Origin of the sequence: Pseudomonas sp. MYb118, assembly GCF_040947875.1 — a bacterium.
Taxonomy (GTDB): Bacteria; Pseudomonadota; Gammaproteobacteria; order Pseudomonadales; family Pseudomonadaceae; genus Aquipseudomonas.
This window is the reverse complement of sequence record NZ_JBFRXN010000004.1, coordinates 235,492-250,894: the sequence shown is the minus strand read 5'-3', so window position 1 is coordinate 250,894 and position 15,403 is coordinate 235,492. Positions and strand designations below refer to the sequence as shown.

Here is a 15,403-nt window from a genome sequence, read left to right as displayed (position 1 = left end):
CATGACCGCTCTGGATATCAACGCACGCATCGCCGTCATCGGCGCCGGCGCCATGGGCGCCGGGATTGCCCAGGTCGCGGCACAGGCCGGCCACTCGGTGCTGTTGCTGGACAACCGACCGGGCGCCGCCGCGCAAGCCATCGAAGGCATCGACCGGCAGTTGGGCAAGCGCGTCGACAGCGGCAAGCTCGCCGCCGAATCGCGCAGCGCCACCATCAGCCGCCTGCACGCCGTGGAAAGCATCGAAGCGCTGGCCGATTGCGCGCTGATCATCGAAGCCATCGTCGAGAACCTCGAGGTCAAGCGCAGCCTGTTCCGCCAACTCGAAGAGCTGTGCGACGAACACTGCATCCTGGCCAGCAATACCTCGTCGCTGTCGATCACCAGCATCGCCGCACAACTGCGCCACCCGCAACGCCTGCTCGGCCTGCACTTCTTCAACCCGGCGCCGGTCATGGCGCTGGTGGAAATCGTCTCGGGCCTGGCCAGCGACCCGGCACTCGCGCAGTGCCTGTACGACACCGCCAAGGCCTGGGGGAAAAAACCGGTGCACACCCGTTCGACTCCCGGTTTCATCGTCAACCGCGTGGCCCGGCCGTTCTACGCCGAAAGCCTGCGCCTGTTGCAGGAAGGCGCGGCAGACTGCGCAACCCTGGACGCCTTGATGCGCGATGCCGGCGGCTTTGCCATGGGCGCATTCGAGCTGACCGACCTGATCGGCCACGACGTCAACTATGCCGTAACCTGCTCGGTGTTCGACGCCTACTACCACGACACGCGCTTTCTGCCGTCGCTGATCCAGAAGGAACTGGTCGACGCCGGGCGCCTGGGCCGCAAGAGCGGCCAGGGTTTCTACAGCTACGCCGACGGTGCGGTGCGCCCACAACCGGCCTCGATCAACAGCAAACAGCGCGTTACCACCTGCGCAGTCGAAGGTGATCTGGGCATTGCCGGCGGCTTGATCCCGCGCCTGCGCGAACACGGTATCGAGATCATCCAGCGCGACGGCCAGGGCCTGCTGCGGGTCGGCGATGCGGTGCTGGCCCTGAGCGACGGGCGCATGGCCTGCCAGCGCAGCCGCGAAGACGGCCTGCGCAACCTGATCCTGCTCGACCTCGCCGGCGATTACGCCAAGGCCAGCCGCCTGGCGATCAGTTGCGCCGCCGACATCGAGCCGAGCGCCCTTGAACAGGGCGTTGCCCTGCTGCAACAGGCCGGGTTCAGCGTCAGCCAGCTCAGCGATAGCCCGGCGCTTGCCGTGTTGCGCACCGTGGCCATGCTCGCCAACGAAGGCGCCGATGCCCTGCTGCAAGGCGTGGCCTCGGCCGCCGACATCGACCTGGCCATGCGCGCCGGGGTCAATTACCCGCAGGGCCCGCTGGCCTGGGCGGACAGCATTGGCCTGGCGCACATCCTCAAGGTGCTGGAATACCTGCAAGCCAGTTATGGCGAAGAACGCTACCGGCCGTCGCTGTTGTTGCGCCGCCGCGTGGCCGAAGGGAGAACCCTGCATGACTAATCATGGAGCGATGAACCTGGCCAGTGCCTGCGCGCAAGCCCTGTTCCAGCGCGACAACGCCAGCCAGGCCATGGGCATGCGCCTGCTGTCCGCCGGCCCGGGCTGCGCCCGCGTCGGCATGACGGTGCGCGACGACATGGTCCAGGGCCACGGCACCTGCCATGGCGGCTACCTGTTCGCCCTCGCCGACTCGGCGTTCGCCTTTGCCTGCAACAGCTACAACGAGGCCACGGTGGCCATCGGCTGCAGCATCGACTACATCGCCCCGGCGCGCCTGGGTGACACCCTGACCGCCGATTGTGTCGAGCAGAGCCGTTCCGGCCGCACCGGCAACTACGACGTACGCATTGAAAACCAACAGGGCCAGCTGATCGCGCTGTTCCACGGCAAATCCTACAAAGTGCGCGGCGCTGTGCTGACGCAGGAGACTCCCAATGAATGATGCCTTGATCATCGACGCGGTGCGCACCCCCATCGGTCGCTACGCCGGCGCCTTGAGCAGCGTGCGCGCCGACGACCTCGGCGCGGTGCCGCTGCGCGAACTGCTGCGTCGCCATCCGCAGGTGGACTGGAACAGCGTCGACGACGTGATCTACGGCTGCGCCAACCAGGCCGGCGAAGACAACCGCAACGTGGCACGCATGTCGGCGCTGCTGGCCGGGCTGCCGGTCAGCGTGCCGGGCACCACCCTCAACCGCCTGTGCGGTTCGGGCCTGGACGCCATCGGCAGCGCGGCGCGGGCGATCCGTTGCGGTGAGGCCGGGCTGATGCTGGTGGGCGGTGTCGAGTCGATGTCCCGCGCACCGCTGGTCATGGGCAAGGCCGAGCAGGCGTTTTCCCGTGACGCGCAGGTGTACGACACCACCATCGGCTGGCGCTTCGTCAACCCGCTGATGAAAAAGACCTGGGGCATCGACTCCATGCCGGAAACGGCCGAGAACGTCGCCGAACAGTTCAAGGTGTCCCGCGCCGACCAGGACGCCTTTGCCCTGCGCAGCCAGCAACGCGCCGCAGCCGCCCAGGCCAGCGGGCGCCTGGCCAGGGAAATCGTTGCGGTCGAGATCCCCCAGCGCAAGGGCCCGGCCAAGGTCGTCGAGCACGACGAGCACCCGCGTGGCGACACCACCCTTGAGCAATTGCAGAAACTCGGCACGCCGTTCCGCGAAGGCGGCAGTATCACGGCCGGCAACGCCTCCGGGGTCAACGACGGCGCCTGTGCGCTGCTGCTGGCCAGCGCAGAAGTGGCCAAGCGTCACGGCTTGAAGGCTCGCGGACGGGTGGTCGCCATGGCCACCGCCGGCGTCGAACCACGCATCATGGGCATCGGCCCGGTGCCGGCGACCCGCAAGGTGCTGGAACTGGCCAACCTGAGCCTGGCCGACATGGACGTGATCGAACTCAACGAAGCCTTCGCCGCACAAGGCCTGGCGGTGCTGCGCGAGTTGGGCCTTGGCGACGCCGACCCGCGGGTCAACCCCAACGGCGGCGCGATTGCCCTGGGCCATCCACTGGGCATGAGCGGCGCGCGCCTGGTGACCACCGCCCTGCACGAGCTGGAAGAACGCCAGGGGCGCTACGCCCTGTGCACCATGTGCATCGGCGTCGGCCAGGGCATCGCGCTGATCATCGAGCGACTGTCCGACTAAAGAACCGCGATTCCCGGGGAGCCGAGAGGTATCCTTGGCGCATGCACTCAAAGCCTCGCTGCTGCGGGGCCGGAACACAAAAATAATTCGAGTGAAGTTATGAACATGCCAATAGCCAAAGCCGTGCTTGATCCTGTGCTGGACCCGCTGGAAACCGCCAGCATCGACGAACTGCGCAGCCACCAGCTCGACCGGCTGCGCTGGAGCCTGAGCCACGCCTACAACAACGTGCCGCTGTACCGTCAGCGCTTCGACGCCCTGGGCGTGCACCCCAATGACATCCGCTCGCTGGAAGACCTGGCGAAGTTCCCCTTCACCACCAAGTCCGACCTGCGCGACAACTACCCCTACGGCATGTTTGCCGTGCCGATGCCGGAAGTGGTGCGCCTGCACGCCTCCAGCGGCACCACTGGCAAACCGACCGTGGTCGGCTACACCCAGAACGACATCGACACCTGGGCCAATGTGGTTGCCCGCTCGATCCGTGCGGCCGGTGGCCGGCGTGGCGACAAGGTGCACATTTCCTATGGCTACGGCCTGTTCACCGGCGGCCTCGGTGCGCACTACGGTGCCGAACGCCTGGGCTGCACGGTGATCCCGATGTCCGGCGGGCAGACCGAGAAACAGGTGCAACTGATCAAGGATTTCCAGCCCGACATCATCATGGTCACGCCGTCCTACATGCTCAACATCGCCGACGAGCTCGAGCGCCAGGGCATCGACCCGCACAAGCTGGCCCTGCGCCTGGGCATCTTCGGCGCCGAGCCGTGGACCGGCGAGCTGCGCAGCGCCATCGAACAGCGCCTGGGCATCACCGCGCTGGACATCTACGGCCTGTCGGAAATCATGGGCCCGGGCGTCGCCATGGAATGCGCCGAGACCAAGGACGGCCCGACCCTCTGGGAAGACCACTTCTACCCGGAAATCATCGACCCGGTCACCGGTGAAGTGCTGCCGGACGGGCAGATGGGCGAACTGGTGTTCACCTCGCTGAGCAAGGAAGCCCTGCCGATGATCCGCTACCGCACCCGCGACCTGACGCGCCTGCTGCCGGGCACCGCACGGCCGATGCGGCGCATCGACAAGATCACCGGGCGCAGCGACGACATGCTGATCATCCGTGGGGTCAATGTGTTCCCGACGCAGATCGAGGAGCAGGTGCTCAAAATCAAACAGCTTGCCGAGTGCTACGAGATCCATTTGTATCGCAATGGCAACCTCGACAGCGTCGACGTGCACGTCGAACTCAAGGCCGACCACCAGCACCTGGGCGACGATGCGCAGAAGGCCGTTTGCGCCGAACTGAGCCGCCACATCAAGACCTACATCGGCATCAGCTCGCGGATCGTCCTGCAGCCGTTCCACTCGATCAAGCGCTCCGAAGGCAAGGCCTGCCACGTGATCGACAATCGCCCGAAAGCATGACTGCTGCACCTTTGAGCCCCGCGATTGCGGGGCTTTTTTTTGCCTGCCTGTAACCCCACCCGCCACAAAATCCCTGCCAACCCCTGTGGGAGCGAGCCTGCTCGCGATAGGTCGTGTCAGATACACCCCTGTCGATTGACCCACCGCGATCGCGAGCAGGCTCGCTCCCACAGGGGACAGGTGCATAGCTCAAACCAACCACTCATCCCAAAGCGATACAAAAACACATACGACACGATATTTTCTGTTTGATATTAATTTCTGTATCGCTTATAAATCTCTCCATGCCCTAGATCAGATTCAAGGCGGGAGACCCCCATGTACGCACAGCTTGTAGAAACCGGCGTCAAGCGCATCAAGGACCTGTCGGAGATGTCCGAACAGGAACGCGCCTTCCAGGAAAAAATTGATTCGGAAATCAAGATCGAAGCCAAGAACTGGATGCCGGATGCCTATCGCCAGACGTTGATCCGGCAGATTTCCCAGCACGCCCACTCGGAAATCGTCGGCATGCTGCCCGAAGGCAACTGGGTGACCCGTGCGCCTTCGCTCAAGCGCAAGCTGCAACTGATGGCGAAGATCCAGGACGAAGCCGGCCACGGCCTGTACCTGTACAGCGCCATGGAAACCCTGGGCGCCGACCGCGACGAGGAAATCGCCAAGCTGCACAGCGGCAAGGCCAAGTACTCGAGCATCTTCAACTACCCGACCCTGAACTGGGCCGACATGGGCGCGGTGGGCTGGCTGGTGGATGGCGCGGCCATCGTCAACCAGGTGGTTTTGCAGCGCACCTCCTACGGTCCCTACTCCCGGGCGATGATCCGCATCTGCAAGGAAGAGAGCTTCCACCAGCGCCAGGGCTACGAAATCCTCCTGACCATGATGCGCGAAGGGACCCAGGCGCAGAAGGACATGGTCCAGGACGCGATCAACCGCCTGTGGTGGCCATCGCTGATGATGTTCGGCCCCAGCGACGAACACTCACCCAACAGCGCCCAGTCCATGGCCTGGAAGATCAAGCGCCAGAGCAACGACGAACTGCGCCAGCGCTTCATCGACCAGACCATCCCGCAACTGGAACTGCTGGGCTGCACCTGCCCCGACCCGGACCTGAAGTGGAACGCCGAGCGCGGCCACTACGACTTCGGCGAAATCCAGTGGAGCGAGTTCTACGAAGTGCTCAAGGGCAACGGCCCATGCAACACCGAGCGCGTCGCCACGCGCCGCAAGGCCATTGAAGACGGCGCCTGGGTCCGCGAAGCCGCCGTCGCCCACGCCCGCAAAAAACAAAACAAGAACGCCGCCTGAACCGGCCAGAACCCTCTGCGTGTAGGAGCTGGCTTGCCAGCGATGGCGGCAGTGAAATCACCACTGTCCTTGAGGCCGCCTCGCGGGCAAGCCCGCTCCTACACAGAGCAACCGATGTGGAGAACTGAAATGTCCGAGTGGACCCTCTTCGAAGTCTTCGTGCGCAGCAAGCACGGCCTCAACCACAAGCACGTCGGCAGCGTGCATGCCGCCGACACCACCATGGCCATCGAGAACGCGCGCGAGCTCTACACCCGTCGCAGCGAAGGCGTGAGCCTGTGGGTGGTGCCGTCCGCGCTGATCACCGCCTCGTCGCCGGATGAAAAAGACCCGCTGTTCGACCCGTCGGACGACAAGGTCTACCGCCACGCCAGCTTCTACGAGCTGCCGGCCGAAGTCGGGCACATGTGAGGTCGACCATGAACAACAAGACCGATCTGATCGAATACCTGCTGCGCCTGGGCGACAGCGCCCTGATCCAGGGCCAGCGCCTGTGCCAGTGGTGCGGCAAGGCCCCGGCGCTGGAAGAAGAACTGGCGCTGATGAACGTCGGCCTCGACCTCGTCGGCCAGGCGCGCAACTGGCTGGAATACGCCGCCGAGCTGCTGGCTGACGGCCGCGACGCCGATCACCTGGCGTTCCGCCGCGACGAGCGCGCCTACCGCAACCTGCTGCTGGTGGAACAACCCAACGGCGACTTCGCGGTGACCATGCTCAAGCAGTTCCTCTACGACGCCTGGCACCTGCCGGTGCTCCAGGGCCTGAGTCAGTCCAGCGATGAGCGCATCGCCGGGATCGCCGCCAAGGCCGTCAAGGAAGTCACCTATCACCTGCGCCGCTCCAGCGAATGGGTCGAGCGCCTGGGCGACGGCACCGAGGAAAGCCACCAGCGCATGCTCGCGGCGATCCCGGAAGTCTGGCGTTTCACCGTGGAACTGCTCGCCGCCGATGACAGCGAACAGCGTCTGTGCGAGGCCGGCATCAGCCCGGACATCGCCACTGTCGCCAGCGCCTGGCAAGCCCGCGTGGAAGCGATTTTCGAAAGCGCCACCCTGCCCGTCCCGGCCGCCGCGAACTACTTCTACCTCAACGCACGCAAGGGCCTGCACACCGAGCACCTGGGCATCCTGCTGGCCGAGATGCAGTTTTTGCCACGAGCGTACCCCGATGCAACCTGGTGAGCTGATCACCAGCGACCTGGGTGCGCGTGCGGCGCAACCGGGCGACCTGAGCGCGGCCTGGGCGATTCTGGCCGAGGTCATGGACCCGGAGGTGCCAGTGGTCAGCGTGGTCGACCTGGGGATCGTGCGCGACCTCGACTGGCAGGCCGGCCATCTGCACGTGGTGGTCACGCCGACCTACTCCGGCTGCCCGGCGACCGAAGTGATCGAGAGCGACATCCGCGACGCGCTGGAGCAGGCCGGTTTCCGCGCGCCGCAACTGGAGCGCCGGTTGACCCCGGCCTGGACCACCGACTGGATCAGCGCTGGCGGCCGTGAGCGCCTGCGCGCCTACGGTATCGCGCCGCCCGAGGGCAGCACCAGCAAGCGCAGCCTGCTCGGCGAACGCCCGCAGGTGCTGTGCCCGCAATGCGGCAGCGCCCACACCGAGGTGCTCAGCGAGTTCGGCTCCACCGCGTGCAAGGCCTTGTATCGCTGCGTCGATTGCCGCGAGCCGTTCGACTATTTCAAGTGCATCTGAGCGGCCCATGCCCGCCTCAGCTGGAGAATAACAATGAGCAAATTTCACAGCCTGACCATCAAGGACGTGCGCGCCGAAACCCGTGACGCGGTGTCCATCGCCTTCGAGATCCCGCAGGAGCTGCAGGACAGCTTCCACTTCACCCAGGGCCAGCACCTGGTGATGCGCACGCAACTGGACGGCGAGGAAGTGCGGCGCTCGTACTCGATCTGCACCGGCATCAACGACGGTGAACTGCGCATTGCGGTCAAGCGTGTGGCCGGCGGGCGTTTTTCCGCCTTTGCCAACGAACAGCTCAAGGCCGGGCACTGCCTGGAGGTGATGCCACCGGCCGGGCACTTCAGTGTCGAACTGGACCCCACCCGCCATGGCAACTACCTGGCCGTGGCGGCCGGCAGCGGCATCACGCCGATCCTGTCGATCATCAAGACCACCCTGGAAGCCGAGCCGCACAGCCGCGTCACCCTGCTGTACGGCAACCGCTCCAGCTCCGGCGCCTTGTTTCGCGAACAGCTCGAAGACCTGAAGAACCGCTACCTGCACCGTCTGAACCTGATCTTCGTGTTCAGCCGCGAGCAGCAGGACGTCGACCTGTACAACGGCCGGATCAACGCCGACAAGTGCGAGCAGCTGTTTTCCCGCTGGCTCGACGTCAAGGCCCTGGACGCGGCGTTCATCTGCGGCCCGCAGGAAATGACCGAAACCGTGCGCGACAGCCTCAAGGCCAAGGGCCTGGCGCCGGAGCGCATCCACTTCGAACTGTTCGCCGCCGCCGGCAGCCAGCAAAAACGCGAGGCCCGCGAAGCCGCCCGCCAGGTGGACGCCGCCGTCAGCCAGATCACCGTCATCAGCGACGGCCGCGCCCTGGCCTTCGACCTGCCGCGCAACAGCGTGAGCATCCTCGACGCCGGCAACGCCCAGGGCGCCGAACTGCCCTACTCGTGCAAGGCCGGCGTGTGCTCGACCTGCAAGTGCAAGGTCATCGAAGGCGAAGTGGAAATGGACAGCAACCACGCCCTGGAAGACTACGAAGTCGCCGCCGGCTACGTGCTGTCGTGCCAGGCCTTCCCGATCACCGACAAGGTGGTGCTGGATTTCGATCAGCTCTGAAAAACAGGCATCACCCGCCCCCTGTAGGAGCGAGCTTGCTCGCGATGGCGGTGTATCAGTCGATGTAAAAGTTGAATGACACACCGCATTCGCGAGCAAGCTCGCTCCTACAGGGGATCGTGTTTCACCCATAAAAAAACAAAAAGAGAGCGTGCCATGACCCCACAAGACATCGAACTCATCCACCAGCACCCGGATTTCATCCAACTGGTGCGCCGCAAGCAGAAGCTCTACTGGTCGCTGTCGCTGATCATGCTGGTGATCTATTTCGGTTTTGTCCTGCTGGTGGCGTTCTCCCCGGCCACCCTCGGCCAGTCGCTGAGCGGCGGCGTGACCACCGTGGGCATGCTGGTGGGTGTGGTGATGGTGGTGCTGGCGTTTGCGCTGACCGGTTTCTATGTCTATCGCGCCAACAACGTGATCGACCCGCTGAACGACAAACTCAAGCAGGAGTGCGCCCGATGAGCCGCCTGCTTGCACTGTTCCTGCTGCCGCTGGCCGTGGTCACCGACCTTGCGGTTGCCGCCGAAGGCGCCGCCCGCCCGCTCAACTGGAACGCCATCGGCATGTTCCTGGTGTTCGTGCTGTTCACCCTCGGCGTCACCCGTTGGGCGGCGTTGCGCACACGGTCCGCCAGTGACTTCTACACCGCCGGCGGCGGCATGAGCGGTTTCCAGAACGGTCTGGCGATCGCCGGTGACATGATCTCGGCCGCCTCGTTCCTCGGCATTTCCGCGATGATGTTCCTCAATGGCTACGACGGCCTGCTCTACGCCCTGGGTGTGCTGGCCGGCTGGCCGATCATTCTGTTCCTGATCGCGGAACGCCTGCGCAACCTGGGCAAATACACCTTCGCCGACGTGGTCTCCTACCGCCTCGAACAGACCCCGGTGCGCCTGACCTCGGCGTTCGGCACGCTGACCGTGGCCCTGATGTACCTGGTGGCGCAGATGGTCGGCGCCGGCAAGCTGATCGAGTTGCTGTTCGGCATCGACTACCTCTATGCGGTGATGCTGGTCGGCGTGCTGATGGTGTTCTACGTGACCTTCGGCGGCATGCTCGCCACCACCTGGGTGCAGATCATCAAGGCGGTGATGCTGCTGTTCGGCACCAGTTTCATGGCGTTCATGGTGCTCCGCCATTTCGGCTTCAGCACTGAAGCGATGTTCGCCGGTGCCACCGCCGTGCACGCCAAAGGCACGGCGATCATGGCGCCCGGCGGCTTGCTGTCCAACCCCGTCGACGCGATTTCCCTGGGGCTGGGGATGATGTTCGGCACCGCCGGCCTGCCGCACATCCTGATGCGTTTCTTCACCGTCAGCGACGCCAAGGAAGCGCGCAAAAGCGTGTTCTACGCCACCGGTTTCATCGGCTACTTCTACCTGCTGCTGATCGTGGTCGGCTTCGGCGCCATTGTCATGGTCGGCACCGAGCCTGCGTACCGCGATGCCAGCGGCGCGATCATCGGCGGCGGCAACATGGTCGCCGTGCACCTGGCCCAGGCGGTAGGCGGCAATCTGTTCCTCGGCTTCATCTCGGCAGTGGCGTTCGCCACCATCCTGGCGGTGGTTGCAGGCCTCGCGCTGTCCGGCGCCTCGGCGGTGTCCCACGATCTGTACGCCTGCGTGATCCGCAAAGGCAAGGCCAGCGAACAGCAGGAAATGCGCATGTCGCGCATCGCCACCCTGTGCATTGGCGTGCTGGCGATCATCCTTGGCCTGTTGTTCGAATCGCAGAACATCGCCTTCCTCTCCGGCCTGGTGCTGGCCATCGCCGCCTCGGTGAATTTCCCGGTGCTGTTCCTCTCGATGTACTGGAAAGGCCTGACCACCCGCGGCGCGGTGCTGGGCAGCCTGGCCGGACTGGTCTCGGCGATTGTCCTGCTGGTGCTGAGCCCGGCGGTGTGGGTCAACGTCCTGCATCACGACAAGGCGTTGTTCCCGTACTCCAACCCGGCGCTGTTTTCCATGAGCCTGGCGTTTTTCAGCGCCTGGCTGTTTTCCGTCACCGACCGTTCGCCACGTGCCGCTCTCGAACGCGGTCGTTACCTGGCGCAGTTCATCCGTTCCATGACTGGCATCGGCGCCTCGGGCGCCAGTCAGCACTAATCCACCTGTTTGCCAACCCGGAGCAATCCAGATGTCTCAAGTTGCCACACTGCAAAGCTTCATCGCCGGTCGCTGGATCGGCCAACACGGCGCACAGATCCTGCGCAGCGCCATCGACGGTCACGAGATCGCCCGTACCCACGAAGAGCGCCCGGACTTCGCCGAGGCCATCGAGCACGGTCGCCGCCAGGGCGTCACCGGCCTGATGGCGCTGGACTTCCAGCAACGGGCCCAGCGCCTCAAGGCCCTGGCCCTGTACCTGGCCGAGCGCAAGGAGCAGCTCTACGCGATTTCCCACCACAGCGGCGCCACCCGCGCCGACAGCTGGATCGACATCGAAGGCGGCAACAGCACGCTGTTCACCTACGCCAGCCTGGGCTCGCGGGAATTGCCGTCGGGCAACGTCGTGCACGAAGGCCCGGCGCTGCAACTGAGCAAAATGGGCAGCTTCGCCGGCACCCACATCCTGGTGCCGCGCGGTGGCGTGGCGGTGCACATCAACGCCTTCAACTTCCCGATCTGGGGCATGCTGGAAAAATTCGCCCCGAGCTTCCTCGCTGGCATGCCGTGCATCGTCAAACCTGCCAGTGCCACCAGCTACCTGACCGAAGCCGTGGTGCGCCTGATGGACGAGTCCGGCCTGCTGCCCGCCGGCAGCCTGCAACTGATCATCGGTGGCACCGGTGACCTGCTCGACCGCCTGCAAGGCCAGGACGTGGTGACCTTCACCGGTTCCGCCGACACCGCCGCCAAGCTGCGGGTCAACCCCAACCTGATTCGCAACTCGGTGCCGTTCACCGCCGAGGCCGACTCGCTGAACTGCGCGATCCTCGCCCCGGACGTCAGCCCGGACGACGAAGAGTTCGAGCTGTTCATCAAGGAAGTCGCCCGGGAAATGACCACCAAGGCCGGGCAGAAATGCACCGCCATCCGCCGCGCCATCGTGCCGGCCAAGCACATCGATGCCGTCGCCACGCGCCTGCGCGATCGCCTGGCCAAGGTGGTGGTCGGCGATCCGTCGGTGGAAGGCGTGCGCATGGGCGCCCTGGCGTCCCACGACCAGCAGAAAGACGTGGCCGAGCGCCTGCAAGCGCTGTTGCAGAACAGCGACCTGCTGTTCGGCGCCCGCGACGGGTTCGAGCCGCGCGGTGAGAACGTCGACCAGGGCGCGTTCTTCGCTCCGACCCTGTTGCAGGCCCGCGACCCGCATGCCGAAGGCGGTGCCCACGACATCGAGGCGTTCGGCCCGGTCAGTACGCTGATGACCTACGACGACCTCGACGAAGCCCTGGCACTGGCCGCACGCGGCAAAGGCAGCCTGGTGGCCAGCCTGGTGACCAAGGACCCGGCGATTGCCGCCAAGGCCGTCCCGGTGGCCGCCGCCCTGCACGGCCGTCTGCTGGTCCTGGACCGCCACTGCGCCGGCGAATCCACCGGCCACGGCTCGCCGCTGCCACAACTCAAGCACGGCGGCCCGGGTCGGGCTGGCGGCGGTGAGGAACTCGGCGGCCTGCGCGCGGTGAAACACTACCTGCAACGTGCCGCGGTACAAGGCTCGCCGACCATGCTGGCGGCGGTCACCGGCGAATACGTGCGCGGCGCCCAGGTCATCGAGACCGAAGTGCACCCGTTCCGTCGTTACTTCCAGGACCTGCAGATCGGCGAATCGCTGCTGACCCACCGGCGCACCGTCACCGAGGCCGACCTGGTGAACTTCGGCTGCCTGTCGGGCGATCACTTCTACATGCACTTCGACGACATCGCGGCCAAGGAGTCGCAATTCGGCAAGCGCATCGCCCACGGTTACTTCGTCCTGTCGGCCGCCGCCGGCCTGTTCGTATCCCCGGCGCCTGGCCCGGTACTGGCCAACTACGGCCTGGACACCCTGCGCTTCATCAACCCGGTGGGCATCGGCGACACCATCCAGGCGCGCCTGACCTGCAAGCGCAAGATCGACCAGGGCAAGAAGAGCCCGCAAGGCATCCCGCAAGGGGTGGTGGCGTGGGATGTGGAAGTGACCAACCAGCTGGGTGAGCTGGTGGCCAGTTATGACATTCTGACCTTGGTGGTGAAGCGCGAGGGTTGATCCTCAATTTGTGGTGAATTTTAGGGCCTCATCGCGGCGGTGCGACGATTCGACAAGCCCGCTCCCACAGAGATCTGCAGTGAACACAGATCTTGTGTACACCAGAATCCCCTGTGGGAGCGGGCTTGCCCGCGATGAGGCCCTTGGGCTCAACAAAGAGCCTAATGCCTGCGCAACCACTCGATAAACAACGCAAACAACTCCGACTGCGACCCCACCTCCAGCTTCAGGTACAGATTCTTGCGGTGCATGCGCACCGTCTCCGGCGAGATGCTCAGCTGGCTGGCGGTGGATTTTACCGAATGCCCACGCAGCACCATGTGCGCCACTTCCCGCTCGCGCTCGGTGAGCAGGTCGCTGCCAAAATGCTCGAACGCCGATTGCACCCGCTGCTTTAATTCGTCACGCCCGCCCGCGCCCTGATCGGCCCGATGCTGCAAACCACGCCGACCGAATTCGCCGATGAACTCGCGCACCAGCGGCTCCACCGCCCGTAGCAGGTGCAACTGCTCGACCCGCAGGCTTTCCCCGCCAAAACCCTGGAACAGACTCACGGAGATCTGCGTGTCATTGCCGGTGTCCACCAGGTAGAAACTGTCCTCGGAACTGCCGGCCTTCAGGTAGTAGGTCTTGTAGTACTCGCTGTCGAAAAAGTGGTCCGGGGCGATTTCTTCCAGGTGATAGAAACCTTCGGCCAGCCCCTGCTCCACCGCCAGGCAGAACGGGTCGAGCAGGTAACCGCCGGAGAAATAGCGTTCGAGCAACGCCACCTGGTACTGCTCCGGGATGCCCTGCTGATAGAGCAACTGCGGCGCCCGGTCCTTGTGTTCCAGGCTGATCATCACCGATTCGATCGACACCAGATGGCCGAACGCCGACGCCAGGTGGCGCAGCGCGTCGGGCTCGTCGATGGCGGCGAACGCCTTGCGCAGCTCGCCATGCCACTTGTGCAGGGCGCCGAAGGGCAAGGCGATCAGGGTGTCGTCGTTGGGTTTGCTCATGCCCCGCAGTCTAGCGGGAGAACCGGGCCCCGGTAAGCGACGATTGCTCAGACTCATTGGCCGGCGTACTGGCCGTCCCGCTCAAGCTCGGCCGCCACCTCGAGAATGCACACGCGCAGGGTCTCGACGATCTCGTCCACCTGGGCATGGGTGAGGATCAGCGGTGGCGACATCACGTTCAGGTGCATGATCGGCCGCACCAGCAGGCCGCGGGCCTGGGCGCGAGAGTGGATACGCTCGCCGATGTTGATTTCATCGGCGAACAGCGCCTTGCTGCGCTTGTCGGCAACGAACTCGACGCAGGCCATCAGCTTCTCGCAGCGCACATCGCCCACCAGTGGCAGGTCGCCGAGCGTGGCCAGGCGCTGCTCCAGGTAGCTGCCGACTTCCTCGACATGCTCCAGCAGGTTTTCCCGTTCGATGATCTCGATGTTCTTTAGCGCCGCGGTGCAGCACACCGGGTGGCCGCTGTAGGTGAAGCCGTGGGTGAAGCAGCGGCCCTTGCCCGGCTCGGCGATGACTTTCCAGATGCGGTCGGAAAAGATGCACGCGCCCAGCGGCAGGTAGGCCGACGTCAGGCCCTTGGCCGTGGTGATGATGTCCGGCTGCACGTCGAACACGTCCTTGGAGGCGAAGAACTTGCCCAGGCGCCCGAACGACGTCACTACTTCATCGGCGACGAAGAGGATGTCGTAGCGCTGGCACACTTCCCACATGCGCTTGAGATAACCCTTGGGCGGGATGATCACCCCGCCGGAGCCCATGATCGGTTCGGCGAAGAACCCGGCGACCTTGTCCGCGCCGATGGCCAGGATCTTGTCTTCGAATTCCTTGACCAGGAACTCGAGGAACTGCGCTTCGTTCATGCCGTCCGGTGCGCGGTAAGGGTTGGGGTTGGACACGTGGTGGATCAGGTCGTTGGCGTAGTCGAACTCCGGCACCCGGTCGGCAGCCTTGTTGCCGATCGACATGGTCAGCGTGGTGGAACCGTGATAGGCGTTGAAGCGCGCAATGATGTGCTTCTTGTCCGGCTTGCCCCGGCAGTTCTGGTAGTACTGGATCAGGCGATAGGCGGTGTCCACGGCGGTGGAGCCGCCGGTGGTGAGGAATACGTGGTCCAGGTCCCCCGGCGCCAGGCTGGCGAGTTTTTCGCACAACTGGATGGCGACGTTGTTGGTCATGTCGCAAAACGGGTTCGAATAGGCCAGCTGGCGCACCTGGTCGGCGATGGCCTGGGCCATTTCCTCGCGACCCAGGCCAATGTTCGTACACCACATGCCACCCACCGCGTCGAGAAAACGGTTGCCCTGAGTATCGTAAATGTAGGCGCCATCACCCGCGACGATGTTCAGGGCGCCCTGTTCGGCATGCTCGTCGAACATGTGGTAGCCGTGCATGTAGTGCGCTTTATCGGCCTTGGCCAGCCGCGATTCATCGGCGGCGGACATTACGTCATGCGTTGGAGTAGCCATACAAAAACCTCAAACCTGTAAGTTGAC

Annotated in this window: 14 protein-coding genes; 12 read left to right on the top strand and 2 right to left on the bottom strand. The window is 64.7% G+C overall.

The window, feature by feature from the left end:
* Position 1: 1 nt before the first annotated feature.
* The 12 genes from paaH (at position 2) to paaZ (ending at position 12,903) form a co-directional block, all read left to right on the top strand.
* On the top strand, positions 2-1,519 hold the full coding sequence (gene paaH / locus ABVN20_RS27195; RefSeq protein ID WP_368558886.1) for a 3-hydroxyacyl-CoA dehydrogenase PaaH: 1,518 nt from the start codon (positions 2-4) through the stop codon (positions 1,517-1,519).
* The gene (gene paaI, locus ABVN20_RS27190; RefSeq protein WP_368558885.1) at positions 1,512-1,961 is read left to right on the top strand and encodes a hydroxyphenylacetyl-CoA thioesterase PaaI; all 450 of its coding nucleotides are present in this window, start codon (positions 1,512-1,514) and stop codon (positions 1,959-1,961) included. The genes paaH and paaI overlap by 8 nt, the downstream gene beginning before the upstream one ends.
* Positions 1,954-3,165: a 3-oxoadipyl-CoA thiolase gene (gene pcaF / locus ABVN20_RS27185; protein ID WP_368558884.1), complete on the top strand. Its 1,212-nt coding sequence runs from the start codon at positions 1,954-1,956 to the stop codon at positions 3,163-3,165. Before paaI ends, pcaF begins: the two co-directional genes overlap by 8 nt.
* 99 nt (positions 3,166-3,264) lie before the next feature.
* Positions 3,265-4,590, top strand: coding sequence for a phenylacetate--CoA ligase PaaK (gene paaK, locus ABVN20_RS27180; protein ID WP_368558883.1), 1,326 nt, complete (start codon positions 3,265-3,267; stop codon positions 4,588-4,590).
* Between the two features lie 318 nt (positions 4,591-4,908).
* On the top strand, positions 4,909-5,898 hold the full coding sequence (gene paaA, locus ABVN20_RS27175) for a 1,2-phenylacetyl-CoA epoxidase subunit PaaA (RefSeq protein ID WP_368558882.1): 990 nt from the start codon (positions 4,909-4,911) through the stop codon (positions 5,896-5,898).
* A gap of 129 nt (positions 5,899-6,027) precedes the next feature.
* Complete coding sequence (gene paaB, locus ABVN20_RS27170; protein WP_007943393.1) at positions 6,028-6,309, top strand: 1,2-phenylacetyl-CoA epoxidase subunit PaaB; 282 nt, start codon at positions 6,028-6,030, stop codon at positions 6,307-6,309.
* Positions 6,310-6,317: 8 nt separating this feature from the next.
* Positions 6,318-7,079, top strand: coding sequence for a 1,2-phenylacetyl-CoA epoxidase subunit PaaC (gene paaC, locus ABVN20_RS27165; protein ID WP_368558881.1), 762 nt, complete (start codon positions 6,318-6,320; stop codon positions 7,077-7,079).
* Complete coding sequence (paaD, locus tag ABVN20_RS27160; protein ID WP_368558880.1) at positions 7,066-7,599, top strand: 1,2-phenylacetyl-CoA epoxidase subunit PaaD; 534 nt, start codon at positions 7,066-7,068, stop codon at positions 7,597-7,599. Before paaC ends, paaD begins: the two co-directional genes overlap by 14 nt.
* A gap of 33 nt (positions 7,600-7,632) precedes the next feature.
* A complete protein-coding gene (gene paaE, locus ABVN20_RS27155; protein WP_368558879.1) occupies positions 7,633-8,709 on the top strand; it encodes a 1,2-phenylacetyl-CoA epoxidase subunit PaaE in 1,077 nt (358 codons plus the stop codon).
* A gap of 156 nt (positions 8,710-8,865) precedes the next feature.
* Positions 8,866-9,174, top strand: coding sequence for a DUF485 domain-containing protein (locus tag ABVN20_RS27150; RefSeq protein ID WP_224537691.1), 309 nt, complete (start codon positions 8,866-8,868; stop codon positions 9,172-9,174).
* Positions 9,171-10,817: a cation acetate symporter gene (locus ABVN20_RS27145; RefSeq protein ID WP_368558878.1), complete on the top strand. Its 1,647-nt coding sequence runs from the start codon at positions 9,171-9,173 to the stop codon at positions 10,815-10,817. Before ABVN20_RS27150 ends, ABVN20_RS27145 begins: the two co-directional genes overlap by 4 nt.
* A gap of 31 nt (positions 10,818-10,848) precedes the next feature.
* The gene (gene paaZ / locus ABVN20_RS27140) at positions 10,849-12,903 is read left to right on the top strand and encodes a phenylacetic acid degradation bifunctional protein PaaZ (protein ID WP_368558877.1); all 2,055 of its coding nucleotides are present in this window, start codon (positions 10,849-10,851) and stop codon (positions 12,901-12,903) included.
* Positions 12,904-13,064: 161 nt separating this feature from the next.
* Here paaZ and ABVN20_RS27135 read toward each other — a convergent pair whose 3' ends face one another.
* Positions 13,065-13,961 (bottom strand): LuxR C-terminal-related transcriptional regulator, encoded by an 897-nt coding sequence (locus ABVN20_RS27135; RefSeq protein WP_368558876.1) that lies wholly within the window; start codon positions 13,959-13,961, stop codon positions 13,065-13,067.
* Positions 13,958-15,376 (bottom strand): aminotransferase, encoded by a 1,419-nt coding sequence (locus ABVN20_RS27130; RefSeq protein WP_368558875.1) that lies wholly within the window; start codon positions 15,374-15,376, stop codon positions 13,958-13,960. The genes ABVN20_RS27135 and ABVN20_RS27130 overlap by 4 nt, the downstream gene beginning before the upstream one ends.
* Between the last annotated feature and the right edge of the window lie 27 nt (positions 15,377-15,403).